This is a genomic window from Micromonospora sp. NBC_00362, from assembly GCF_026342155.1.
GTDB lineage: Bacteria > Actinomycetota > Actinomycetes > Mycobacteriales > Micromonosporaceae > Micromonospora > Micromonospora hortensis.
The window spans coordinates 2,357,103-2,381,637 of sequence record NZ_JAPENH010000001.1; the positions used below are offsets into that span (position 1 = coordinate 2,357,103).

A 24,535-nucleotide genomic window follows, 5' to 3' on the forward strand; every position below is an offset into this window, starting at 1 on the left:
GCACCCCGGTGCGGGCGTACCCGAGCAGAGGTCGGAATGACAGCGACAATCAAGATCGGACCGCACGCGGTCGGTGCCGGGGAGCGACCGTTCGTGGTCGCCGAGATGTCCGGCAACCACAACGGCGATCTGAACCGGGCGCTGGCCATCGTCGACGCGGTAGCCGCGAGCGGGGCGCACGCGCTCAAGCTCCAGACGTACCGGCCGGACACCATCACCATCGACGTCGACACCCCGGCGTTCCGAATCTCCAGCGGGCACGAGCTGTGGGGCGGGGAGAACCTGTACCGCCTCTACGAACGCGCGCACACCCCGTACGAGTGGCACGCCCCGATCTTCGAGCGGGCCCGCGAGCGTGGCCTGACCGTCTTCTCGTCCCCGTTCGACGCGACAGCCGTGGAGCTGTTGGAGTCACTGGACGCGCCCGCGTACAAGATCGCCTCGTCGGAGCTGGTCGACCTGCCGCTGATCCGACTGGTGGCCAGCACCGGCAAGCCGATGGTGATCTCCACCGGGATGGCGACGGTCGCCGAGATCGACGCCGCCGTGCGCACCGCCCGGGCCGGGGGCGCGGCGGGCATCGTCCTGCTGGCCTGCACGGCGTCCTACCCGGCCCCGCCGGCCGACAGCAACCTGCGCCGGCTGCCCGTGCTGGCCGGGGCGTTCGACGTGCCGGTCGGGCTCTCCGACCACACCCCCGGCATCGGGGTGGCGGTCGCCTCGGTGGCGCTCGGCGCCTGCTTCATCGAGAAACACGTGACGCTGGACCGGGCCGACGGCGGCGTGGATTCGGACTTCTCCCTGAACCCGGCGGAACTCACGGCCCTGGTCGCCGAGTCCGGCCGCGCGTACGAGGCGCTGGGCGGCACCGCGATCGGACCGACCCCCGCGGAGCGGGAGGGCCTGCGGTTCCGCCGATCGCTCTTCGTGGTCGAGGACGTCCGGGCCGGCGATCCGGTAACCGCGCACAACGTCCGCTCGATCCGGCCGGCCGGCGGGCTGGCGCCCGTGGAGATCGACCGGGTCCTGGGCCGCACCTTCACCACCGACGTCCCCCGAGGCACCCCGTTGAGCTGGGACCAGATCTAACCCCACCCCACCCCACCCCGCGATCTTGCAGTTACTGTCCCGACGAAAGGCGTGTAAGCCGCGATTCGGCGTCAGAAAGTGCAAGATCGCGGGGCGGGAGGGTCGGGGCGAAGCCGACGGTGAGCACCAGGTCGGCCAGCCGGAGGGTCCGCCAGACCGCCGAGCCGGCGGCCGGCGCACCCAGGCCGTGACGCCGCCACCAGACCGCCACCGGCACGTCGGCCAGCTTGCAGCAGCACTCGGCCCTGGTCCACCGGGCCCAGAAGTCACCCGTGCCGAACCGACGGGCCAGCGCCGGGGGCACCGGGGCGTCGGCGCGTTCCGCGTCGACGGCCACCTGCCAGCCGGGCGCCGGTGGGCCGTACCAGCCGACGCAGCGGCCGTCGTCGAGGTGGCTACGGGTCACCGCGTCGGCCAGGTCGGCGGGGGCGCCGACGCGCAGGTGCCGCTCGGCGGCGGCGAGCAGCCCCGGCACCGGACGCGGCACGGCCCTGCCGCCCGCCCCGGACGACAGGGGCGGCACGGCCGCCGCCCCGCCGTGCCGCGCTTGGTGCACCGGGAGCGGGACCGGCCGCAGGTCAGATGGCGGCGGCACCGTCCACCACGATGACCTGGCCGTTGATGTTGGTGTGCTCCCGCAGCAGCATCCGCACGACAGGGGTGACCTCCACCGGCTCGGTCAGGTGACCGGTCGGGGTGCGGCGCACGATCTGGTCGAGCTGGGTCGGACCGAGCACGGCGGACATCTCGGAGGCGAAGAAGCCGGGCGCCACCGAGTTGACAAGCATCCGGCCGCCCAGTTCGCGGGCGAGCGAGCGGGTGGCGGCGTCCATGCCGCCCTTGGTTGCCGAGTACGCGACGAGACCGGGGAAACCGCGTTGCCCGCAGATCGAGGTGATGTTGACGATCCGCCCGCGCAGCCCCTTGGCGAGCATCCGGCGGATCACCAGCCGGGTCAGCTGTAGCGGGGCCGTCAGGTTGGTCTCGATGATCCGGGCGATGTCGTCGGTGGCGGTGTGCGCGTGCAGGGAGTCCTGCCCCATGGCGGCGTTGTTGACGATGCCGTCGATCGGGCCGAGGCGCTGCTCCACCTCCCGGACGAAGCTCTGCGCGGCGCGCAGGTCGGTGACGTCCACCGCGCCGACGTGCACCCGGTCGGGGTGCTCGGCGGCGAGCTTCTCCAACTCCGGGGTGATGGTGCGGGCGAACGCGGCCACGCGTACGCCGGCGTCGAGCAGGTCGGTGACGATGGCCAGGCCCAGGCCACGGGAACCACCGGAGACGAGGACCACGGAGCTGGGCGGGACGAGCTGGGTGTCGGCGGGCTCAGACATCGCTCTTCAGGGTCTCCTTGACGGGAATGTCGGTCAGGACGCGAATGCGGCGCGGCACCGCGTGCTCGGGGAGCCGGTCGGCGCACCAGCGGACCAGCGCGGCCTCGTCCGGCACACCGGTGTCCGCGCGGGACGGGTCGGCAGCGGCGAGGACCACCTCGGCCACCACCATCCGCCCGAGCACCGGGGCGCGGCGGCCGGTCACCCGGGCCCAGGCCACCGCCGGGTGACCGGCGAGCACGCCGCGGACCACACCGGCGGAGACCTTGCTACCACCGACGTTGATCTCGTCGGAGTCCAGTCGGCCGGTGATCAGCACCCGGCCGTCGAGCACCTGCACCCGGTCCCCGGTGCGGACGGGACCGACGAGACCGGCCCCGTGGTACGGGGAGGTGACCACCAGCTCGTCGTCGCGGACGGAGAGCGTCGGCCGGCCGGGGGTTTCCCGGTCCAACCAGTCGACCGGGAAACCGGCCCGCCCGTCGTGCACCACAATGGACGCCCCCACCTCGGAGGACGCGTAGATCCAGGAGATCCGGGCCGTCGGGAAGACCTCCCGCAGTTGGTCCAGGATCGCCTGGTCCACCGGCTCCCCGCCGAGGGTGATCTGGCGCAGCGGCACCCGAGCGAGGGCCTGGGCGTCGCGGTAGAGGGTGCGCCGCCAGAAGGTCGGGGTGCCGGAGGCGGCGTCCACCCCGTGGGTGGACGCGACAGTGGGCCAGTCGTCCAACTCGTCGGGCTCGACCACCACCAGGTGCTGGCCGGGCTGGGTCAGCGACAGGGTGACGACCTGCCACCAGGCGTACGTGCCCGGGGCGTACGGGCAGAGCCAGGTCCGGTCGGGCTGGTCGGCCCGCACTGTGGTCAGCGTGTCGAGGGTGTGCCCGACCCGCTTCGGACGCCCCGTGGAGCCCGAGGTCAGTAACCAGAGCCGGCCCGGCTCGGCGGCTCGCGGCCGGGCCGGTGCGCTCGGATGCACGCCGTCGTCGTCGAGAACGCCGACGGTGAACCCGGCCTCCAGCAGCTCGGTGCGCAGCACCGCGTCGACCCGACTCGCGGTGCTGAGCAGCAGCTCGGTGCCGTACACGGCGTGCTGCCGCGCCGCGGTGAGCGCGTGCACGGCCGACCGGGCGAGCACCGCCGCCGGGTCGGGCAGCGTGGGCATCGGCAGTGAACGCCAGGTCAGCGCGGCGCCACCGACGACGAGCCGGTTGTCGACACCGGCCGGCTCCGGGCTGGCGGGGGTCGGGGGGCGCGACGCCGCGACGGTCACTGGTGTTGAAGCTCGACGAGGAAGTCGAGGACGTCCCCGACGGTGGCGATGCGACGCAGCCCGGGGGCGTCGAAGTTGAGCTCCTCCCCCGTCTCGTCCTCCACCCGCAGGGCAAGCTCGGAGAAGTCGAGCGACCGGAAGCCGATCTCCCGCAACTGCGCCGCGTCGTCCGCGGGCAGCTCCTTGTCCTGATTCTTCAGCACCTGAGCCATGAGGTCGCGGATCTGCACGCGACTCAATTCGTTCATGCGCCGCAGTCTACAACCCAACGAATGCATATCTGCTTTCCCGGTAGGCCCGGGTAAGGTGCCGGAACCCGATGTGAACGGCTAGGAAAGCGAGACGCACGTGCTGCGCGAAGCGACGACGGACGACGTTCATCTGATGTTGTCCTGGCGTAATCAGGAAACCAATCGACAGGTCAGCAAGACGAGTCACGAGATCACCGTCGAGGAGCACGCCAGGTGGTGGTCGACGGTCCGCGACGACAGGTCCCGGCGGGTGCTGGTGTACGTCCGCGACGACCGGCCCTGCGGTGTGGTCACCTTCTTCGACCTGCGGTTGGACGGCCCCCGCACCGGCGCCTGGGGCTTCTATCTCGACGCCGACGGGCTGGACGGGCGGGGCGAGACACTGCCGGCCTGGCTGGGGGTCATGCGGGAGGCCGTCGAGTACGCCTTCGACGGGCTGCACCTGGACCGGCTCGACGGCGAGGTGCTCGGCCACAATACCGTCGTACGGCAGATGAACCGACGTTTCCGATTCGTCGAGGGCACCCCGCGACAGGAACTGTCGGACGGCCGGGAAATCACCGTCGTCCCGATTTCCCTGGCTCGGGCGGACCGCCGCCAGCGCTGATTGGCGGACACTTTTCCGTAATGGACGGGAACCATTAACCGACAGTGCTCCCGGTGGACATCCGCCGTTAACGGACAGCGGTGTCCACCGGGCGCGGTGGGTCAGGCGCGCCGCCAGGCCGCCCAGTGCTGCTCCGGGTTGCCGCCGAGTCGGACGAAGCCGTACGCGGCGCCGTTCCAGTCGTCGACCTGGCCGGGCGCCCAGCGGGCGAACACCACCTGCGCCGCGGCCGGCGGCTGCTTGTCGCCGAACCACCGGACGTCGGTCCAGGTCACCTGGTGGCTGAGGTTGAACCGGAGGACGTAGTGCACGCCGGTCGAGGCCCACACCCGCTCACCGGGGCGTACGCCGACGTCGGCCACCCGGGGCGTCGGGGCGGTGCTCTCGGCGGCCGGGCGCACGATCCGTTCGTCGATCACCTGCATCGTGACGAGGTTGACCACCACGAGGGCGCCGAGGATCGGCAGCCGTAGGCGGTGCACCCGGGCCGCGGCGACGAGCAGCACACAGCCGGCGATGCCGACCAGCGACCCGACCACCGGTCGCAGCTCACGCCAGCCCCCGGTCAACGCCACCAGGTCCGGCGCGCTGAAACCGCCGTAGCGCAGCTGGTGGCCCTGGCTGGCCACGTACGCGAGTCGGGCCGCGATCAGCGCGCCGCCACCGACCAGCAGCGCCACCGCGACGGCAGCCCGGCGCAGCACCACCCGCCATCCGGCGGTGAACAGCACCCCCAGCCCGACCAGCAGCCAGAACGGCGCCAGCATCTGCACGTACCGGCCGTAGATCGCGTCCAGCGGCTTGCCGGTGATGCCGGACAGGATCACCGACGCGCCGCCGGCCACCCCGACGGTCACCACCAGCGCCACGCCCATCGTCCAGCGGGCCGCGTCGCCGTGCCGGGGGCGCCACAGTTCGCGGACGGCCCCGGCCCAGGCCACCCCGGCCAGTCCGAACGTGATCACCACGAGGTACCAGAGCTGGGTGGTGACCGCGGCGCTCACCCGGACCACGCCCTGGACGGAGGCGATCGCGTCGAGCGTGCTGCCGCCGGGGGTGCTGCCGAGCAGGTAGACCCTGCCGCCGAGGTAGCGGATGGCGGCCTCGTTGACCAGCGCCATGGCCAGCACCGGCAGCAGCGCCGCGAGCACGACGGGCGGGCTGATCCGACGGCGGACGAACAGCAGCAGGACCAGCCCGGCGTGCACGGCCACGATCACCAGGCCGCGGGAGTGCAGCAGGTGGAACCCGCCGACCAGCAGGCCCACTGTGGCGGCGGCGAGCGGGCCGGGCCGGGTGATCCAACGGTGCACGGCGAGCAGCCAGGCGACCACCAGCGGTGCCATCACCGCGTCGATCATGGCGACGCCCGCGTAGAAGGCGGTGGCCGGCAGGGTCGCCGCCGCGACGGCGCCGAGCAGCGCGTACGAGCGGCGCAGTTCGAACAGGCGGCGACCGAACAGGTACGCCAGCGGCAGCAGCGTGGAGTTCACCATCGCGTTGATCAGCTGGACGATCCGGTAGCTGTCGGTGAAGTCCCGGTCCCCGAGGAACGCCGGCGAGATCAGCATCGGGTAGCCGACCCGGCGCAGCAGGTCGTTCTCGCTGCTGAAGCCCCCCGGGCCGCCGGCCAACGCGCGGGCGGTGTTCAGGTAGCTGTCCTCGTCGGTGTGAGCGATCGGCAGCACGATGTGCCGGGACCACCACATCCGCCAGGCCACGCTGAGCACCCAACCGACGACCAGCAGCAGCGGCACCAGCCAACGCCGGGCGGGTGGGCCGCTCGGCGTCTCGGCCGCCACCACCGGTCGTTCGATCACGTCACTACCGGGTGCCATGAACGCCTCCAGAATTGCCGGCCGGACCGGGCCCGCGCTGATCCGACGGGCCCTCCGGCCGGCGTCGGTGACGCCCGGGGTGGCCCGCTCGTACCGAGCCGGTGTGGATGTCGGGTGAACGGGGGACCCGGCTGCGCGCCGGGCCGCCGGGTCGTTCGCGCGGTCACTGTAACGGCCCGATCCGGCCAGGTCAGCCCACATCCGGGGCGGTCGGAAGTGTTCGCCTACGCGGTGTTCGGCATTCACGGGAGCAGAGGTTGTGGTTCACCCGCGAGCGCCGAGGAGTTAACCCGCCATGGCTAGCGTGTCACCCCGGTCGGCCGGCCCACTGCCGCTCGTTCATCCACCAACACGGGAGCACCACATTGAGTGAGTTGAATGGATCGTCCATTCTGATCACCGGCGGAACTGGTTCCTTCGGCAGGACGTTCCTCCGGCACATCCTCAACGAGGCCGACCCCGCCCGCGTGGTGGTGTTCTCCCGCGACGAGCTCAAGCAGTACGAGCTGCGCCAGCAACTCGGCGACGACCCGCGGTTGCGCTGGTTCATCGGCGACATCCGGGACCGGCACCGCCTCACCCGGGCCATGCACGGCGTCGACCACGTGGTGCACGCCGCCGCGCTGAAGCAGGTGGACACCGCGGAGTACAACCCCTCGGAGTACATCGCCACCAACATCACCGGCTCGCAGCACGTCGTCGACGCGGCGATCGAGGCCGGCGTCAAGAAGGTCATCGCGCTCTCCACCGACAAGGCGTCCAGCCCGATCAACCTGTACGGCGCCACGAAGCTGGTCGGCGACAAGCTGTTCGTCTCGGCCAACCACTACGCCGCCCAGCACCCCACCCGGTTCTCGGTGGTGCGCTACGGCAACGTGGTGGGCAGCCGAGGCTCGGTGGTCCCGCTGTTCCGCCGGCTGGCCGCCGAGGGCAAGAGCCTGCCGATCACCGACAAGCGGATGACCCGCTTCTGGATCACCCTGGACCAGGCCGTGCAGTTCGTCATGGACTCGTTCGACCAGATGCAGGGCGGCGAGCTGTTCGTGCCGCGCATCCCGAGCATGCGCATCCTCGACCTGGTCGAGGCCGTGGCCCCGGACGCCACCACCCACGAGATCGGGATCCGGCCCGGCGAGAAGCTGCACGAGGAGATGATCGCGCCCGACGACAGCCGGCGAACGCTGCGCGCCGACGGCCGGTTCATCGTCCAGCCGACCATCGCCACCTGGGGCTACCAGGCCCCGGTCGACTGCGACCCGGTGCCGGACGGCTTCGCCTACCAGTCGGACACCAACGACGAGTGGCTCACCGTCGAACAGTTGCGCGACATGCTCGGCATCAACTGATGACGGGGATGCTCCCGTACGGCCGGCAGTCGATCAGCGAGGACGACGTCGCCGCCGTCGCCGACGTGCTGCGCGGCGACTGGCTCACCACCGGCCCGCAGGTGGACGCCTTCGAGGCCGACCTCGCCCAGTGGACCGGCGGAGTCGGTGTCGCCGCCGTCTCCAACGGCACCGCGGCGCTGCACGTGGCGTACGCGGCGGCCGGGGTGGGGCCGGGCGACGAGGTGGTCGTCCCGCCGATGACGTTCGTGGCGACCGCCAGCAGCGCTGTCGCCATCGGCGCGACGATCGTGTTCGCCGACGTCGACGACGAGACGTTCTGCCTCGACCCGGCGGCGGCCGCCGCCGCTGTCACCTCGCGGACGAAGGTCGTCGCCGCTGTCGACTACGCCGGCCACCCCGCCGACTACGACGCGCTGCGCACGTCGGTCGAGGGCAGCGACGCGCTGCTGCTCGCCGACGCGGCGCACTCGATCGGCGGGACGTACCACGGTCGGCCGGTCGGTTCGCTCGCCGACCTGACCACGTTCTCGTTCTTCCCCACGAAGAACCTGACCACCGCCGAGGGCGGCGCCGTCGCGGCGCTGGACCCGGCGATCCTGAAGCGGGCCCGCCGGTTCCGTGGCGTCGGCGTGGTCCGCGAACGCGACGACCTGCGTTTCCCGGACGAGGGCGGCTGGCACCAGGAGGTGCACGAGTTCGGGCTGAACTACCGGCTGCCGGACGTGCTCTGCGCCCTGGGTCGCAGCCAACTGCGTCGGCTGGGCGAGTTCACGGCCCGCCGCGGCGCCCTGGTCGCCCGCTACGACGAGGCGCTGGCCGACCTGGACGGCGTCCTGCTGCCAAACCGCAGGTCGTGGGCCGACCCGGCCTGGCACCTCTACCCGATCCGGGTGCTCGACGGGCGCCGCCGCGAGGTGTACGACAGGATGCGGGCCGCCGGCATCGGCGTCCAGGTCAACTACATCCCGGTGCACTGGCACCCGGCCTTCGCCGACCTGGGTTACCGGCGCGGGTCCTGCCCGGTGGCCGAGTCGTTCTACGCCCAGCAGCTGTCGCTGCCGCTGTACCCGGGGCTCAGCGACACCGACCAGGACCGCGTCATCGACGCGCTGACCGCCGCGGTGCGGGGCGGTCCGGTGCGTTCCGCCGCCTGATGGGAACCTGATGCACCACGCCAACCACTTCTACGGCCACGCGCACGTACTGGCCCGGTACGCCGGCCTCGGCGACCGGCACCCACCCCGGATCAACGGGTACGTGCAGCACGGCTGGAACATCGGTGACGGCCTGGCCCCCGGCCACCCGTACGCCGAGCTCACCCCCAGCCTGCTCTGGTCGGAGCAGACCCGCCGCCGGGCCTGGTCGGTGGGGCGACGCAACGTTGTCGTCATCGGCGCGCCGTTCAGCTACCTGTTGGCCATGCGCCCCGAGGAACCACCGGCCGAGGAGCGCGAGGGCACCATCTGGTACCCGTTCCACGGCTGGGAGGGTCAACATGTCAAGGGCGACCACCGCAAACTGATCGCCCTCATCAAGGACACCGAACCCGGCCCGGTGACGGTCTGCCTCTACTGGCACGAGTACCGGATGCGCAACGTGCGCCGGCTCTACGAGCGCGCCGGGTTCCGGGTGATCTGCCACGGCTACCGGGGACACTGGTGGAAGGACACCGATCCGGAGTTCCTCGACCGGCAGCTCACCGAGCTGCGCCGTCACCGCCGGGTAGCATCCAACCGGCTGACCAGCGCGATCTTCTACGGCATCGCGGCCGGGTGCGAGCCGGCGGTCTACGGCGACCCGATGATCCTGTCCAACGAGGACCCCACCTTCGGCGGCACCGCTCGGATCCGACGCCAGTGGCCGCAGCTGCACGGCACCACCGTCGACCTGCCCACAGCTGTCGAGATCGCCCGCGCCGAGCTGGGCACCGACCACCGCTGCACGCCGGCCGAGCTTCGCGAGCTGCTCGGTTGGGCGAACCTCCAGGAGGAAGAGGAAGACCGTGACGACTGAGACGGCACCCGTCGACCGGATCACCCTGCCGGGCGGCGAGATGCTGGCCTGGTCGGACCTGCCGCAGGAACGGCTGGCCGACGGTGGGCCGCTCGCCGCGCTGGCCGCGCGGTTGGTGCCGCCCGGCGCCCGGGTCCTGGTGGCCGGTCCACACGACCCGGCACTGCTCGACCAGCTCACCCACGCCGAGGTCACCTGCCTGCTGCGCAGCCACCCGGACGCGGTGGCGCTGGCGCACCGGGCCGCCCGCGTGGTGGTGGGTGGCCCGGCCGGGCTGCCCGACGACGAGACGTACGACGTGGTGATCGCGGCTGCCGGGCTGGACCCGGTGGAGTCGGTGGAGGGCACCCGGCTCGGCTGGGACGGTGTGCTGGCGCGACTCGTCGCCGCGGTGCGACCGGGCGGCGCGTTGCTGCTTCGCCTGGACAACCCGTTGGGCCTGCACCGGCTGGTCGGCACCAGCCCCTGGTACGCCCGCCGGGACGACTCCGCCTGGGTGATCGGTGGCGTGCTGGACCGGGCCCACCCGGCCAACCGGGACCAACTGCGTGAGCGGCTCGGCGCGGCGGGGCTGCGGCCGGCCGCGTGCTGGGCGGCGTACCCCGGTGTCACCACCCCGACGGCGCTGCTGGACGCCGACCACCTCGACCGGGACGCGGGCTCCGGCCTGTTCGACGCCGTGCTGCACGGCGCCTGCGCCGGGGGTTTCAGCAGCGCCACAGTCCTCCAGGACCCGGCCCGGCTCGCCGTGGACGCCCTGCACGCCGGGCGGGCCGCCGACCTCGCACCGGGCTGGCTGACCCTCGCCCACCGACCCGCCGACCCCGCGGACCCGACCACGCCGACCGTCGAGGCGGACCTGCCGGTGGCCCTCGTGCAGACCGGTCGCCCCGGGATCGGCGTGCTGGAGGTGCTGCACGGCCCCTCCGGTTGGCGCTGGGGGCTCATCCCAGCCACCGACGCGACGACGCCGGCCGTCGCGCCGTTCGCCAGCCGCGAGGCCGCGTACCGCGACGCGGACGCGCTGTCCGGACCGGTGCCGTCCGGCCGGCTGCTGCGTACTCTGCTGCTCGACGCGGCAGTGCGCCGCGACCTGGCCACCCTGCGCGCGCTGCTGCGCGGTTACGCGGGCTGGCTCGCCGACCAGGCCGACACGGACGGCCGGATCGCCGGGGCGGCTGCGCTGGCCGGCACCGACAACGTGGTGGTCGACGGCGAGCGGTACGCGGTGCTCGACCCCAGCTGGCGGGCCACCGCCGCGCTGCCCGGCGACGTGGTCCTCGCCCGCGGGCTGTGGCGCTTCGCCACGGGCCTGCTCACCGGCGGGTACGCCCACCCGTGGTCGTCCACTCTCGACATCGCGGGCCTGACCGTGGTGCTCGGCGGACTCGCCGGCCACGACCTCGACCGCGCGACGGTCAGCGACGCGGTCGAGGTCGAGGCGGCCATCGCCGCCGCGCTGCACGGGCTGGACGCCGGCGCCACTGTCGGCCTCGCCACCGAACTGCAGGCCGTCACGCCGACCGACCCGCCGGTCGGCGGGCACAGCTACCAGCAGCTCCGCGAGGCGTGGCTGCGCCAGCGCGAGGAACTCACCCGGTTGGCGGCGCTGACCGCGTGGACCGAGGAGTTGCTCACCTCGCGGGAACGGGCGCTGCGCCGGGCCGAGACGACGATCGGCCTGCTCAGCGGGTCGCTCAGCTACCGGGTGGGCCGGCTCGCCATCACCCCGGCCCGGCTGGCCAAGCGGGGTGCCCGCGCCGCCAAACGTCGAGCCACCGCGGCGTTGGCCCCCAAGCAGGAGGAGCAGCAGTGACCGCCGGGGTCGCCACGGACGCCGCCGGGCCACGGATCGTCGGCATCGTGCAGGCGCGCATGGGTTCGTCCCGGCTGCCCGGCAAGGTGCTCCGCCCGCTCGCCGGACGGTCCGTTCTGGGCCGGGTCGTACGCGCCGCCTCCGACAGCGGCGTCCTGGCCGACCTGGTCGTCGCCACCAGCACCGACGCGGTCGACGACGCGGTGGCCGCCGAGTGCGCGCGGCTCGACGTGCCGTGCCACCGCGGGCCGGTCGACGACGTGCTGGACCGGTTCGTGGGTGCCCTCGCGGCGCGCCCGGGAGACGCCGTCATGCGCTTCACCGCCGACTGCCCCCTGCTCGACCCGGAGATCATCACACTGGTCGCGTCGGTCTACCGGGCGGTCCCCGGGCTGGACTACGCCAGCACGTCGATCGCCCGGACCCTGCCCCGAGGACTGGACGTCGAGATCATCCGAGCGGAGACGCTGCGCACCCTGGGCCGGGTCGCCACCGACCACCACCGGGTGCACGTCACCTCGTACGCGTACACCCATCCGGAGCTGTTCCGGGTGCTCGGGGTGACGCTCACCCCGGACCGTTCCGCGCTGCGGCTCACCCTCGACACCGAGCGGGACTGGGCGCTGGTCAGCGCGATCATCGACCACTTCGGCGACGTCAGCGTGCCGCTGGCCAAGCTCGCCGACTGGCTCGACGGTCAGCCCCGGCTGCGCGCGCTCAACGCCGACGTACGACAGAAGCACCTGGAGGAGTCCTGAGCACCCTGCGGGTCGGGTTGCGCTGCGACGCCGGGCCACGGCGTGGCGTCGGCCACCTGGTCCGCTGCTTGGCGCTCGCCGAGGAGTTCCTCGCCCGGGGCGCCGACGTCACAGTGTTCGGCGCCGTCGAACGGCTCGACTGGGCAACCGCGGAGCTGGCCGCGCGGGGCATCCCCCTGCTCCCCGGCCCGGACTCGGCGGCCGAACTGGTCGAGGCGGCCCGCCGACACCACCTGGACGTGCTGGTCCTCGACTCCTACGAACTGGACCCCGCCGGGGCCGGCGCCCTACGCGCCGCCGGCGTCTACACCCTCGCCATCATCGACGGCGACAGCCGGGGCCAGGTCGCGGACCTCTACGTCGACCAGAACTTCGGAGCGGAGCTGCCCAGGCCGGGGTCCGTGGCGGCACTACCCGGCCGGCTGCTCGCCGGGAGCGGGTACGCCCTGCTGCGCGACACGGTGATCAGCGCCCGGCCGCCGCTCGCCCCGCCCACCACGGCGGTCAGCCGCCCCCGGGTACTGGCCTTCTTCGGCGGCACCGACGCCGTCGGCGCGGCCCCGCTCCTCACCCGGGTACTGGTGGCCACCGGTCACCCGATGGACCTCACTGTCATCGTCGGGCGACCCGAGATCGAGGCGGAGATCGACGATGTCGCTCCCGGCCGGGGGCAGACCATCCGACCGGTCCCGCCCACCACCTCACTGCCGGCACTGATCACCGAAGCCGACCTCGTGGTCAGCGCCGCCGGCACGTCCACCTGGGAACTCTGCTGCCTCGGCGCACCCAGCGCACTGGTCTGCGTGGTCGACAACCAACGTGAGTCGTACACCCGGGTGGTGCGGCACGGCCTGGCCGCCGGCCTCGGCGAGTTGCCGGAGCTGACCGCCGTCGGCGTCGCCGGACGAGCCACCCGCGCGACGGCGGCGCGGACCCTGCACGGGCTGCTCAGCTCGCCGCAGCGACGCGCGGCCCTCGCCGAGCGGGCCTGGTCCACCGTCGACGGGCAGGGCCGGGCGCGGGTAGTGGACGCGGTGTTCGACGCCGTACGCACCGCCGCCGTCCCCGGCTGACCGCGGCAGGCCAGGCCACGGTCCAGGGCTAGCACGGGTGTACGAAAGTGCTGCTAGGGTGGCTGCATGACGCAGGCCGCCTACCAGCCGTCGATGCTCGACCTGGCCGACGCCGGGCCGACCCTGGGGCCACTGCCCGGCCAGATCCGCCGGCACCAGCTCAGCCGGGGCGCCTGGGTCGACCACCTCCCCGGCTGGGTGCGCGGCTCCGACACCGTCCTCGACACCCTGCTCACCGAGGTGCCCTGGCGTGCCGAACGGCGCACCATGTATGACGCCGAGGTCGACGTGCCCCGCCTGCTCTGCTGGTACGACGCCGCCAGGCCACTCCCCCACCCCGTCCTCACCTCCGCGCGAGCCGCGCTCACCGAGCACTACGCGCCCGAGCTGGGCGAGCCCTTCGTCACCGCCGGCATGTGCCTCTACCGGTCCGGGCGCGACAGCGTGGCCTGGCACGGCGACACCATCGGCCGCTCGGCCCACACCGACACGGTCGTCGCGATCGTCTCCTTCGGAGCACCCCGACCGCTGCTGTTGCGCCCACGCGGCGGTGGCGAGAGCCTGCGCTTCCCGGTGGGCCACGGCGACCTGATCGTCATGGGCGGCTCCTGCCAACGCACCTGGGAACACGCCATCCCCAAGACCACCCGACCTGTTGGCCCCCGGGTGAGCGTCCAGTTCCGCCCCCACAACGTCGCCTGACTCCGGCCCCGCACTAAGAAGAAGCCAGACGTTCAAGGCGATGGCGGACCTCCTCGGCCGCCGGGTCGCCCACGTCCTCGTAGATCCGCGCCGCCAGGCGCCACGCGGCAGCGGCAGCGTTCCGGTCGCCCATCCCTTCCCGGGTGTCCCCGAGTCGGATGAGGGTCTCCGCCTCGTGATACCGGTCCGCGGAGTCGCGGAAGAGTGTGATCGCCTGCTCGTAGCAGTCGGCCGCGCGGTCGCGTTCACCGAGGCGGTCGTAGGCGAAGCCGAGGCTGTCCAACGTCGCTGCCTGACCGTTGCGGTCGTCGGTCCGTCGTTGCTGCTCGAGGGCCTCGGTGCAGCTGGCGATGGCCTGGACGTAGTCGCCGTTGCTGGCGAGCAGCCAACCGATCGCGTTCAGGGTCCGGGCTTCGCCCGCGTGATTGCCGACCTGCCGATAGAGCCGTAGCGCCTCACGACCGTGCGCGAGCGCGTCGTCGAGCCGGCCGTCCAGGTAACAGAGTTCGCAGTAGTTGTGCAGCGTCTGAGCCTGGCCGATCGGGTCGCCGAGACGTTCGTGCAGCTCAAGCGCGCGCTTGAGCCGAGACTCGGCAGTGGTGCGGTCGCCCAGTCGGGTCAGCGCGCGGGACACCAGCCGGTTGGCGACGGCCTGACCGGCAAGGTCGTCGATCTTCTCTGCGGCCCTCAGCGCGACCTCTTGGATGTCGAGCTGGTCCTGCCAGAGGCCACGCGGCGCCACGAAGGCGGTCAGCGCCCAGGCGATCTGCCAAGCGTACGTTTCGAAGCCGTTCTCGGCGGCCTGTCGGACCACCCGGACCAGCACCCGATGCTCCGCCGTGAACCAGGCGAGCGCGCCGTCGTGATCAGTCACCGGCCGCCTGGCGGGTACGGGCAGCGGCGCCACCGGCTCGATCGAGGGCCACTGCGGCTGGAGTAGCCGGGCAGCTGGATAGGCGGCGTGCAGATAGTGGTCGTACAGGCGCTGTCGGGCTGCGACGTGGTCGTCGCCGCGCTCCGACGACTGTGCGAGCTCGGCCGCGTACGCCCGCAGAAGATCATGGAAGGTGAACCGGCCGGGCGCGTGCTCCGCCAGCAGATGGAGCCGGGTCAGCTCCCGCAGGATCGGTGTGACGACAGCGGCAGACACACCGGCGAGCGCCGAGGCCGCAGCGGTGGTCAGGTCCGGGCCCGGATGCAGCCCCAGCAGGGTGAACAGCCGGGCCGCGTCCGCCCCCAGGGCGAGGAACGACCACGAGAAGACGCGCCGGACGTCGCCGTCGGCCAACGCGTCCAGCCTCGCCTCGGCCGAGCACAGTTCGGCGGCGATCGCGCTGAGCGGAAAGGTGGGATGGGTCGCGACGCGCGCCGCCACTATCGACAGCGCCAACGGGAGCCGGCCCGAGGCCTCGATGATGTCGGCCACCGCCACCGACTCGGGAGCGATCCGGCTGACCCCGAGGCGTCTGGCGAGCAGGCTCCTCGACTCCTCCGCCGTGAGCACGTCCAGTGTCAACGGCGTGGCACATTCGGCGGCGATCAGGCCGCCGAGCCGGTCACGGCTGGTCACCACGACCATGCAGCGGCCCGCACCCGGCAGCAGGGCCCGCACCTGGGCGGAGTCGCGAGCGTTGTCCAGCACCAGGAGCATCCGCCGCGAGGCCAACAGGCTGCGGTAGAGACCAGTCCGGGCCTCCATGTCGGAGGGTATCCGGGCGTGGGGCACCCCGAGCGCTTCGAGGAAGCCGGACAGGGCGTCGGGCGGGGACACCACGCCGGCTTCGTCGTAGCCGCGAAGGTTCACATAGAGCTGGCCGTCCGGGAAGCGGTCGGCAACCGAGTGCGCCCAGTGCAACGCCAGGGCCGTCTTGCCGACCCCGGCCATGCCGGACACCACAGAGATGGCGCCGCTCGTCGGGGCCTCAGCCCTGCCACGCAGAAGCCCATCGAGGCTGGCCAGCTCGGCGCTACGTCCGACGAACTCCGGCACCGCACGCGGCAGTTGCTCGGGGCGCTGGGTGAGCGGCCCCACTGCCGTATCCGGCACCGGCCGGTCCGACCCCGTTGGCGGTTGCGCCGCCAGTCCCGGTCGGTGATGCAGGATGTCGTCGTACAGCGCGACGAGCTCAGGTGCGGGATCGAGGCCAGTCTCCTCCGCTAGCGTCTGCCGGGCCTGCCGGAAGGCATCCAGTGCGCCAGCTACGTCTCCGATGCGGTACAGGCCCACCATCAGCTGGCCCCACGCCCGCTGCCGCAGCGGGTGCCGGTCGAGCAGGCCGCGCAACCGGTGCACGACATCGGCCGACGCGCCGAGGGCCAGCACCGCCTCGGCGTAGTCCTCCTCGACGAGCAGCCGGCGCTCCTCCAACTGCGCCACCCGCCGAGCCAGCGTCGAGCGCAGCGGCAGGTCCGACAGCGGTGCACCACGCCACAGGCGCACCGCGGCCGACAGTTCGGCCTCGGCCCGGTCCAGATCGGAGGCGGCGAGCGCCTCGCGCCCCCGCGCCGCCGCGGCGTCGAACAGGTCCACGTCCCGTTCGCCCGGGCCCACCCGAAGCTGGTAGCCGCCGGCCGCAGCGGTTATCCCGTCCCAGGTCGCCCCATCACCCAGCGACCGCCGCAACCCGCGCACATAGGTGCGCAGATTAGCGGCGGCCGACGCCGGCTCTTCGTCACCCCACAGCATCGCGGTCAACTCGTTGGTGCCGACGACCTCGTTCGGGCGCAGCAACAGGGTCGCCAGCAGGAGACGCTGCTTCACCGAGCCCAGCGGAACCGGCCGGCCGTCGCGGTACACCCGGAACGGGCCAAGGAGTTCGAAACGCAACCAGGGACCTCACCTGTGGGCGCTGCCATGTGCCGCCACGCGTACCACACCCGGACAACCGGGCGAGCAAATGACCTGTGCGTGAGTTGTGCGGGGGTTGTACCGGCCCCACCGTACCTTCTCCAACGGGGGACCCGGAGCGGTGAGGACGGCAGAACCGTCCTCACCGCCCCATCCACGAGCACCAATCGCCTGGCCTGGTCGCACGACGACGGGGCGAGGTCGAACGGGACCGTCTGTCCACACCTGCCGCGAGGTCACCTCGTCTCGTCGTGCCGGGCCTGACACCGCCGGCTGGCACGACGCCCCAGCACCGTCGCCCCCTCATGATCACCGACCAAAGGAGATACATGTCGTCGCTCCGCTCCACCCGCCGCATCCTCCGGAGAGTCGCCGCGCCCGCCATCGGCTCGGCATTGGCCATCGGCGTCAGCGTCACCATCGCCACGCCGGCCGCGGCCAGCGGCTCCTACACGGGCCGGGCCTTCGTCCATGGCGCCGGCGCGGTGTCTGACGACTTCGATGACGAAGGCGTCACCAACGTCACCACGCACCGCAACTCGAACGTCGCCTGTCTCTGGCAGACCATTCTCTGGGCGAACGGCTACCTGCCCTCGTCCGGAGTCGACGGCGTCTTCGGCGACCAGACCGATGCCGCGACGAGGAACTTCCAGCGCGACAAGGGCCTCTCCGCGGATGGCTCCGCAGGCCGGAACAGCTGGACGAAGGCCGGCGACAAGCTGGTGCAGCACGACAACCAGAACGGATGGCTGTACGTGGTGTACCACGGGGCGACGGGTTCCCGGAGCCCGTACGGCTCGCACCAATTCGTCCTGCAGCGTTCGCCCGACGGGAACTACCGCTTCTACCCGCCTCAGGGCAGCGGTCCCTACTGGGCCGCCTACAACTCCCGCACCTGCTGACCAACAGCTGGAAGGCGATGCAGCGCTACCCGGCCACCTGGCCCGGTCAGCCCTCTCCCTACCGGGGCACCATCGCGAGCGGCCCGACAGCCACGCGGTGACCAGCGACCTGCACGGTAGGTCCGGACGCGACGGGACCCTTGTCCGGACCTACCGTGCAGGGTGCTTCGCGGTGCACCCGGACCCGCACCGACAACAGAGGGCGCCAACGTGCCGCTCTGGCGGGCCGCCCCACTCCGCATGATCGTGCTCGATCCGGGATCGAGTGGCATCACCGCGTCGGTGAACCACTACCTCCAGGATCGAGCACGATCTTGGCGTCGGCCGCGCCGGCCGCGCGCCAGGAACACCGGACGCCCATAGGGCGCGGGCCCCGGTGACGGCGCGACAGCGCGGATGGGGTCAGTCACGTTCGATCAGGTGGCCTACGACCGTTGGGCCGAGCATCACGGCGAAGCCGCTGCCGTCGCGGCGTGGGTCCGCCGCGGGCAACTCCACCGGGTCGCCGGTGGCGGTCGCACCGACCGGTCGCGGGCCCACCCAGGCGACGGCCACGTCCGTCTCACCCTTGAGGAAGCGGTGCGCGCGCACGCCGCCGGTCGCCCGGCCCTTTGCCGGGTACGCCTTGAACGGCGTCACCTTGACCGTCGCGCCGGTGGAGGTGACCACCATCGGCTCGCCGTGCCCGGGGTCGTCGGTGCGCACCGCGCCGAAGAACGCGACCCGTGCCCCGGCCGGCAGGTTGATGCCGGCCATACCGCCGCCCTTGAGGCCCTGCGGCCGGACCAACCCGGCGGGGAAGCGCAACAGTGACGCCTCCGAGGTGACGAAGGTCAGCGTCTCCGTGCCGTCGGTCAGCCAGGTCGCCCCGACCACCTCGTCACCGTCGCGCAGACCGATCACCTCGAACTCGTCGGAGCGCACCGGCCACTCCGGCGAGCAGATCTTCACAGCGCCCTGCCGGGTGCCCAACGCCAGCCCCGGTGAGCCCTCGGCCTGCCCGCCGAGCGGGGCCAGGCCGACGACGGTCTCCCCCGCCGCCAACGGCACCAGCTCGGCCGCGGACATGCCGCCACGCAGTGACACGGTGCCCGCCTGCTCGGGCAGCACCGGCAGCGGCAGGACGTCGACCTTGAACGCCCGACCGGCGCTGGTCAACAGCAGCACCCGACCACGGGCGGTGGAGTGCGCGATGGCGCGTACCGTGTCGTGCTTGACCCGGCCGTTGCGTCGGCGCCCCTCGGAGCTCTCCTCCGACTCGGCAGCGGTCCGGGCGACCAGCCCGGTCGCGGAGAGGATCACCTGGCACGGGTCGTCGGCGACCTCCAGCGGGCCGGCCGGCGCGGACGCGGCCAGCACCTCCTTCAGGTCACCGTCGACAAGCGTCGTACGACGTTCGGTGCTGAACTGCTTGACCACGGCGGCCAGCTCGTCGGAGACCACCTTCCGGAGCACCCGCTCGTCGTCGAGGATCTTGCTCAGCTCGGCGATCTCGGAGCGCAGCCGCTCCTGCTCGGCCTCCAGCTCGATCCGGTCGAACTTGGTCAGCCGACGCAACGGAGTGTCCAGGATGTACGTGGCCTGGATGTCAGAGAGACCGAACCGGCTCATCAGCCCGTCCTTCGCGGCCTGCGCGTCGTCGCTGCCCCGGATCAGCCGGACCACCTCGTCGATGTCCAGCAGCGCGATCAGCAGACCGTCGACCAGGTGCAGCCGCTCCTGGCGCTTGCGCCGACGGTACGAGGTGCGCCGGGTGACCACCTCGTACCGGTGGGCCAGGAAGACCTCCAGCAGCGCCTTGAGGCCCAGCGTGCGTGGCTGCCCGTCGACCAGGACCAGGTTGTTGACGCCGAACGACTGCTCCAGCGGGGTCAGCCGGTAGAGGTCGGCGAGCAGCGCCTGCGGGTTGACCCCGACCTTGCACTCGACGACGAGCCGGGTGCCGCTCTCCCGGTCGGTGAGGTCCTTGACGTCGGCGATGCCGGTCAGCCGCTTGGTCTTGGTGACCTCGTTGGTGATCGCGGCGATGACCTTCTCCGCGCCGACGCCGTAGGGCAGCTCGACCACTGTGATCGCCTGACGGCCCCGGCTGCCCTCGATCGGGCCGATCTCCACCTTGCCGCGCATCCGCACCACACCACGCCCGGTCTCGTACGCCCGGCGCACCTCGTCCAGGCCGAGCAGCACCCCACCGGTGGGCAGGTCGGGGCCGGGGACGAACTCCATGAGTTTGTCCAGAGTGGCGTCCGGGTGGTTGATCAGCCAGCGGGCCGCGGAGACGACCTCCGCCAGGTTATGCGGGATCATGTTGGTGGCCATCCCGACCGCGATCCCGGACGCGCCGTTGACCAGCAGGTTGGGGAAGGCCGCCGGCAGCACTGTCGGCTGGGTCAGCGACCCGTCGTAGTTGGGCTCGACGTCGACGGTGTCCTCGCCCAGCTCACCGACGAGCAGCATGGCCTCGCGAGACATGCGGGCCTCGGTGTTGTGGTTGACGAAACCGCCAGCGAGGAAGGAGTGGTCCTCGGACTTGACCCGAACCGAGTAGACCTCCGCCGGCTCGCAGGGCGTCACCTCGGTGACGCGCTCGAACCGGTAGCCAGAGTCCATGATCGGGAGAATGGTCGCCAGAAGTTCCGGCTCTTTGATGCGATCGATGATCCGGAGGCGCTCGGTCTCCCATCGCTCGACGCGATCGAAGTTGTGCGTCGTCAGCCACTTGCGGCCGCTACCACGACGGTCGAAGTCCAAGGTGTCACGCACGTAACTGGCAACGAAGGGAACGTGGTCCTTGCTCAGCCGATGTGGGCGCAACGGCGCGTGTCGCAGAACCTTGTTCAGCTTTGCCTGTTTGGTGCGGAGGAAGCCCACCCGATTGGCGAATGCCTTGATGTTTCGCAGGCCGGAAATCACCAAGCGATGCTCGACCGAGCCGCTGGGGCGCGTGTAACGGCGCCAGCAGGCAACAACCCCGAATTCGGTGAGCAGCTCCTGGACCTCCCTGGTGAGCCGCTCGCTGTAACTCGTGTACTGGATGGTAAAGCTGTCCTTGGCGACCCGCACCCCGCCGTCCCCTTCGAAAAGGGACATGAGGAAGGCGCGCTTAACACCCCAGCCACCGTTCCAGACGAATTGCGGTACGAACTTGTCCCGGGCCTGGTGCCCGATGAATTCGGCCAGCGGACTTGCACGGAAAGCGTCCATACCGCCGGCATAAATCTGAACATCGATTTCCTGGACACGCTTCCGGTCGCGACGGGTCTGCCGTTCGCTGACGTACCGCCGACCACCAACCACTTGATCGTACGCATGCAGAACCTCACCGAAGAAGTGCTCGTCGGTGTTGTTGAACCCGGCCCTGGACTCACTCGCGAAGCCCTCGGACGCCCACGCGCCGCCGAGGACGCCCAGCGAGTATTCACGAGCGGTGGGTATGACCTGGGACCAAGCGTTCCGTGCCACACAGACGATCGAACCAACTGCAAGCTCGTCTAGCCGTCGCCATTGGAAGAGGGGAACGCCCGCGGGCGCCTCAAGACAGAGCACGAGGTGATTCTCGCTGCCCCGGAGCGAGAACCCGGCCTCCGTGCCGATCCGGACCGTCGGATGGACGCCGGAGTTGAACACCTTGTCGACCTGGACAGCTTTACCGTCTTTGTCGAGCACCTCGAAGTCAACATCGGCTTCGCTGTCTGCAGGGAGGCTTACCAGGTCAGCAATTCGAGGGCTGGCGCCGTCAACAAGTCGAATGCGGGTATCTCCGGTAACGCAGTATCTCGACGCGGCCGGGCCATCGTCGGGCGAGCCAAAGTTTCCATGCCCGTCGATGAGCGGAACGTTGAGCGAGAAGTCCTGCGCGAGGCGGACCATGGCGTCATAGATCGCCGTGTCACCGTGCGGATGGTACTTTCCCATTGTATCCCCGACAATTCGGGCAGACTTCACGTGCCCGCGATCCGGGCGGTAGCCCTGCTCGTACATCGACCAGAGGATGCGCCGGTGCACGGGCTTGAGGCCGTCACGGGCGTCGGGCAGGGCGCGGGAGTGGATGACCGAGAACGCGTACTCCAGGTAGGAGTCGGAGACCTCGGTGACCAGCGGGTTGTCGAACACCCGCGCCCCGGCCTGGTCGAACGAGGAGAGGTCGACCTTGTTTTCCTTACGGCGTGCCATGACTCAGCTCTCCATCGGAACGGAACGGGCGCTGCATCGAAGATTCGCTCGCTGTCGCTCGCTCACGCGTCGATCGCATCCCGGTCGACGCGGTCGGCGGAGTCGATGAGCCAGTTGCGGCGCGGCTCGACCTTCTCGCCCATCAGCAGTTCGAGGATGCGTTCGGCGGCGTCGACGTCGTCGAGGGTGATCCGGCGGACGGCCCGGGTGGCCGGGTTCATCGTGGTGTCCCACAACTCGTCGGCGTCCATCTCACCGAGACCCTTGAACCGTGGGATGGGCGTGACGATCTGCTTGCCGGCCTTCTCCAGCTTGCGGACCGTCGTCTCCATCTCGGCCTGGGTGTAGGTGTAGACGGTCTGCGGGCTGCGCCCCTTGGTGGTGATCTTGTGCAGGGGCGGCATCGCGGCGTAGAGCCGACCAGCCTCGATCAGCGGCCGCATGTACCGGGCGAACAGGGTGATCAGCAGCGTACGGATGTGGGCGCCGTCCACGTCGGCGTCGGCCATGATCAGCACCCGGCCGTAGCGCAGCGCGGCGATGTCGAAGGTGCGCCCCGAACCGGCGCCGAGGACCTGCACGATGGCCGCGCACTCGGCATTGTCCAGAACCTGCTGGAGGTTGGCCTTCTGCACATTGAGGATCTTGCCGCGGATCGGCAGCAGCGCCTGGTATTCCGAGGAACGGGCCATCCGGCTCGTACCCAGGGCGCTGTCACCCTCGACGATGAACAGCTCGCTGCGGTCGATGCCGGTGGCCCGGCAGTCGACGAGCTTCGGCGGCATGGACGCGCCCTCCAGGGCGGTCTTGCGCCGGGCGGCGTCCTTCTGTTGCTTCTGGGTGAGTCGCACCCGGGCGGCGTCGACGATCTTCTGCAGGACGGTGCGCGCCTCGGCCTTGGTGCGCCGGTCCTCCAGCCAGGCCTTGATGTGCGCGTCGACCAGGGACTGGAGAACCTTGGTGATGCCGGTGGTGGACAGCTCGTCCTTGGTCTGCGAGGTGAACTGCGGCTCGGGGATCCGCACGTGCACCACAGCCGTCATCCCCTCCAGGACGTCGTCCAGGGTGGGTGGCTCCTCCTTGGCCTTGAGCAGACCGCGGGTGTTGCGGATCGCGTCGGCGAGCGCGCGGACGAGGGCCCGCTCGAAACCCTTGCGGTGTGTGCCGCCGTGCGCGTTGCGGATGGTGTTGGTGAAGCATTCGACGGTGCGCTCGTAACCGGTGCCCCACCGGAACGCCACCTCGACCTCGGCGCGCCGCTGCACGTTGGACTGCATGACGCCGTTGGCGTCGGCGGCGTTCTCCCGGTAGGTGCCCTCGCCGTTGACCAGCAGGGTGCCGGAGACCGGCCGGTCGCCGGCCGGGGCGAGGAACTCCACCATGTCGCTGAGCCCGTTGGGGTAGTGGAACCGCTCCTCGGCGGGCGCCTCGCCGGTCAGGTCGCGCAGCAGGTAGGTCACGCCGGGGACCAGGAACGCGGTGTTGCGCAGCTTCATCCGGACGGCGTCGACGTCGAGTGCGGCGCCGGTCTCGAAGTAGCGGGCGTCGTGCCACCAGCGGATCGAGGTGCCGGTGCGTTGGCCGCGCTTCATGGCCCCGGTCACCTGGAGCCCGGGGCCGGCGGTGAAGGAGGCGTCCGGACCGTCGCCGTCGAAGATGCCCGGAACGCCGTGTCGGAACGACATCGCGTGGATCTTGCCGGCCCGGCGGACGGTCACGTCGAAGCGGCGGGACAGCGCGTTGACCGCCGATGCGCCGACGCCGTGCAGACCGCCGGAGGTCTTGTAACCGGAGCCGCCGAACTTGCCGCCGGCGTGCAGCCGGGTCAGCACCAGCTCGACGCCGGAGATGCCGGACTTGGCGTGCACGTCGGTGGGGATGCCCCGGCCGTCGTCGTCGACCTGCACCGAGCTGTCGGCGTGCAGGATCACCTCGACGTGGCTGGCGTGACCGGCGACACCCTCATCGGTGGAGTTGTCGAGGATCTCGTTGACGAGGTGACCCACGCCACGGCTGTCGGTGGAACCGATGTACATGCCGGGCCGCTTGCGGACAGCGTCCAGCCCCTCAAGGTGGGTGAGGTCATCGGCCCCGTACAGGGTGTCAGGCTCTGCGGTCAACTGGTCGTACTCCCCGGTCTCGGCGGTGTGCTGCCGGTCACCGGCGACATCAGCCGGCGTGGCGCGCCGCAGCGAGCCTAGCCCGAGGCTAGGACAACTACCGGAGGACCTACGCGACCCGCCGCGCGCGGCCCTCCGGACGTGAGCCAACGAACAGCCACTGGGTGATCATGGGACCACGCAGAGGCACCGCCACCGGAACGCTCCGTCCGGCGCAGCCGTGGCTCACCCCGTTCGGCAGCGTGCGCCACCCGGTCTCCGGCGGGACGAGCGCCGTGACGTGGGTGCGGTGGCTGCGCGTACTCCTGATCCGGGGTGTCGGTCGGAACGCCGTGGGCGCGGCCCTGCTGCGCCGCCGCGACCGCCCGACCGGTCGCTGACTGCCCGCC

General features: G+C 71.4%; 18 protein-coding genes and 3 pseudogenes. 11 read left to right on the plus strand and 10 right to left on the minus strand.

What is annotated here, in order from left to right:
- The first annotated feature begins 36 nt into the window (after positions 1-36).
- Complete coding sequence (pseI, locus tag OG992_RS10735) at positions 37-1,089, plus strand: pseudaminic acid synthase (RefSeq protein WP_238686287.1); 1,053 nt, start codon at positions 37-39, stop codon at positions 1,087-1,089.
- A gap of 31 nt (positions 1,090-1,120) precedes the next feature.
- On the opposite strand, the gene OG992_RS10740 is transcribed toward pseI, so the two are convergent.
- Genes OG992_RS10740 through OG992_RS10755 form a run of 4 tightly spaced genes read right to left on the minus strand, consistent with a single transcriptional unit; the run spans position 1,121 to position 3,944 of the window.
- Positions 1,121-1,612 carry a hypothetical protein gene (locus tag OG992_RS10740; protein WP_266303126.1) on the minus strand — a complete coding sequence of 164 codons (492 nt, stop codon included), beginning with the start codon at positions 1,610-1,612 and terminating at the stop codon, positions 1,121-1,123.
- Between the two features lie 55 nt (positions 1,613-1,667).
- Entirely contained in the window at positions 1,668-2,423 is a 756-nt protein-coding gene (locus OG992_RS10745) for an SDR family NAD(P)-dependent oxidoreductase (RefSeq protein WP_238686289.1), read from the minus strand.
- On the minus strand, positions 2,416-3,696 hold the full coding sequence (locus OG992_RS10750; protein ID WP_266303127.1) for an AMP-binding protein: 1,281 nt from the start codon (positions 3,694-3,696) through the stop codon (positions 2,416-2,418). Before OG992_RS10750 ends, OG992_RS10745 begins: the two co-directional genes overlap by 8 nt.
- On the minus strand, positions 3,693-3,944 hold the full coding sequence (locus OG992_RS10755; RefSeq protein WP_238686291.1) for an acyl carrier protein: 252 nt from the start codon (positions 3,942-3,944) through the stop codon (positions 3,693-3,695). The genes OG992_RS10750 and OG992_RS10755 overlap by 4 nt, the downstream gene beginning before the upstream one ends.
- Before the next feature lie 100 nt (positions 3,945-4,044).
- Here OG992_RS10755 and OG992_RS10760 point away from each other — a divergent pair, with 100 nt between their 5' ends.
- Positions 4,045-4,554, plus strand: coding sequence for a GNAT family N-acetyltransferase (locus OG992_RS10760; RefSeq protein WP_238686292.1), 510 nt, complete (start codon positions 4,045-4,047; stop codon positions 4,552-4,554).
- Positions 4,555-4,655: 101 nt separating this feature from the next.
- Here OG992_RS10760 and OG992_RS10765 read toward each other — a convergent pair whose 3' ends face one another.
- Positions 4,656-6,392 carry a hypothetical protein gene (locus OG992_RS10765; protein WP_266303128.1) on the minus strand — a complete coding sequence of 579 codons (1,737 nt, stop codon included), beginning with the start codon at positions 6,390-6,392 and terminating at the stop codon, positions 4,656-4,658.
- 365 nt (positions 6,393-6,757) lie between these two features.
- Here OG992_RS10765 and pseB point away from each other — a divergent pair, with 365 nt between their 5' ends.
- The 7 genes from pseB (at position 6,758) to OG992_RS10800 (ending at position 14,103) form a co-directional block, all read left to right on the plus strand.
- Positions 6,758-7,738, plus strand: a complete 981-nt coding sequence (pseB, locus tag OG992_RS10770; RefSeq protein ID WP_238677116.1) for a UDP-N-acetylglucosamine 4,6-dehydratase (inverting) — start codon at positions 6,758-6,760, stop codon at positions 7,736-7,738.
- Positions 7,738-8,895 carry a DegT/DnrJ/EryC1/StrS aminotransferase family protein gene (locus OG992_RS10775; protein WP_266303129.1) on the plus strand — a complete coding sequence of 386 codons (1,158 nt, stop codon included), beginning with the start codon at positions 7,738-7,740 and terminating at the stop codon, positions 8,893-8,895. Before pseB ends, OG992_RS10775 begins: the two co-directional genes overlap by 1 nt.
- 10 nt (positions 8,896-8,905) lie before the next feature.
- On the plus strand, positions 8,906-9,754 hold the full coding sequence (locus tag OG992_RS10780; protein WP_238686295.1) for a hypothetical protein: 849 nt from the start codon (positions 8,906-8,908) through the stop codon (positions 9,752-9,754).
- Positions 9,744-11,570, plus strand: a complete 1,827-nt coding sequence (locus OG992_RS10785) for a class I SAM-dependent methyltransferase (protein WP_266303130.1) — start codon at positions 9,744-9,746, stop codon at positions 11,568-11,570. Before OG992_RS10780 ends, OG992_RS10785 begins: the two co-directional genes overlap by 11 nt.
- Complete coding sequence (locus OG992_RS10790; RefSeq protein WP_266303131.1) at positions 11,567-12,328, plus strand: glycosyltransferase family protein; 762 nt, start codon at positions 11,567-11,569, stop codon at positions 12,326-12,328. The genes OG992_RS10785 and OG992_RS10790 overlap by 4 nt, the downstream gene beginning before the upstream one ends.
- Positions 12,325-13,401 carry a PseG/SpsG family protein gene (locus OG992_RS10795; RefSeq protein ID WP_238686606.1) on the plus strand — a complete coding sequence of 359 codons (1,077 nt, stop codon included), beginning with the start codon at positions 12,325-12,327 and terminating at the stop codon, positions 13,399-13,401. The genes OG992_RS10790 and OG992_RS10795 overlap by 4 nt, the downstream gene beginning before the upstream one ends.
- Positions 13,402-13,467: 66 nt before the next feature.
- A complete protein-coding gene (locus OG992_RS10800; RefSeq protein ID WP_238686297.1) occupies positions 13,468-14,103 on the plus strand; it encodes an alpha-ketoglutarate-dependent dioxygenase AlkB in 636 nt (211 codons plus the stop codon).
- A 13-nt stretch (positions 14,104-14,116) separates the two neighbouring features.
- Here OG992_RS10800 and OG992_RS10805 read toward each other — a convergent pair whose 3' ends face one another.
- Positions 14,117-16,930: a BTAD domain-containing putative transcriptional regulator gene (locus tag OG992_RS10805; protein WP_266303132.1), complete on the minus strand. Its 2,814-nt coding sequence runs from the start codon at positions 16,928-16,930 to the stop codon at positions 14,117-14,119.
- Between the two features lie 326 nt (positions 16,931-17,256).
- On the opposite strand from OG992_RS10805, the gene OG992_RS10810 reads away from it, so the two are divergent.
- Positions 17,257-17,853, plus strand: a complete 597-nt coding sequence (locus OG992_RS10810) for a peptidoglycan-binding protein (protein ID WP_266303133.1) — start codon at positions 17,257-17,259, stop codon at positions 17,851-17,853.
- A gap of 402 nt (positions 17,854-18,255) precedes the next feature.
- Here the strand turns inward: OG992_RS10810 and OG992_RS33780 are convergent.
- From OG992_RS33780 to OG992_RS10820, 4 genes and pseudogenes are all read right to left on the minus strand, one after another.
- Positions 18,256-20,337, minus strand: a pseudogene (locus OG992_RS33780) (DNA gyrase subunit A); the annotation flags it as partial.
- Between the two features lie 393 nt (positions 20,338-20,730).
- Positions 20,731-21,612, minus strand: a pseudogene (locus OG992_RS33785) (LAGLIDADG family homing endonuclease); the annotation flags it as partial.
- A gap of 12 nt (positions 21,613-21,624) precedes the next feature.
- Positions 21,625-22,026: pseudogene (locus OG992_RS33790) on the minus strand (DNA gyrase subunit A); the annotation flags it as partial.
- 62 nt (positions 22,027-22,088) lie between these two features.
- Positions 22,089-24,146: a type IIA DNA topoisomerase subunit B gene (locus OG992_RS10820; RefSeq protein ID WP_266303135.1), complete on the minus strand. Its 2,058-nt coding sequence runs from the start codon at positions 24,144-24,146 to the stop codon at positions 22,089-22,091.
- Between the two features lie 170 nt (positions 24,147-24,316).
- Here OG992_RS10820 and OG992_RS10825 point away from each other — a divergent pair, with 170 nt between their 5' ends.
- On the plus strand, positions 24,317-24,526 hold the full coding sequence (locus OG992_RS10825) for a hypothetical protein (protein ID WP_266303136.1): 210 nt from the start codon (positions 24,317-24,319) through the stop codon (positions 24,524-24,526).
- The last annotated feature ends 9 nt before the right edge of the window (positions 24,527-24,535 follow it).

Excerpts from the sequence above, each read along its gene's own strand:
- pseI (WP_238686287.1), top strand. The coding sequence starts at position 37 with ATGACAGCGACAATCAAGATCGGACCGCACGCGGTCGGTGCCGGGGAG.
- OG992_RS10745 (WP_238686289.1), bottom strand. The coding sequence starts at position 2,423 with ATGTCTGAGCCCGCCGACACCCAGCTCGTCCCGCCCAGCTCCGTGGTC.
- OG992_RS10755 (WP_238686291.1), bottom strand. The coding sequence starts at position 3,944 with ATGAACGAATTGAGTCGCGTGCAGATCCGCGACCTCATGGCTCAGGTG.
- OG992_RS10765 (WP_266303128.1), bottom strand. The coding sequence starts at position 6,392 with ATGGCACCCGGTAGTGACGTGATCGAACGACCGGTGGTGGCGGCCGAG.
- OG992_RS10775 (WP_266303129.1), top strand. The coding sequence starts at position 7,738 with ATGACGGGGATGCTCCCGTACGGCCGGCAGTCGATCAGCGAGGACGAC.
- OG992_RS10780 (WP_238686295.1), top strand. The coding sequence starts at position 8,906 with ATGCACCACGCCAACCACTTCTACGGCCACGCGCACGTACTGGCCCGG.
- OG992_RS10800 (WP_238686297.1), top strand. The coding sequence starts at position 13,468 with ATGACGCAGGCCGCCTACCAGCCGTCGATGCTCGACCTGGCCGACGCC.
- OG992_RS10810 (WP_266303133.1), top strand. The coding sequence starts at position 17,257 with ATGATCACCGACCAAAGGAGATACATGTCGTCGCTCCGCTCCACCCGC.
- OG992_RS10825 (WP_266303136.1), top strand. The coding sequence starts at position 24,317 with ATGGGACCACGCAGAGGCACCGCCACCGGAACGCTCCGTCCGGCGCAG.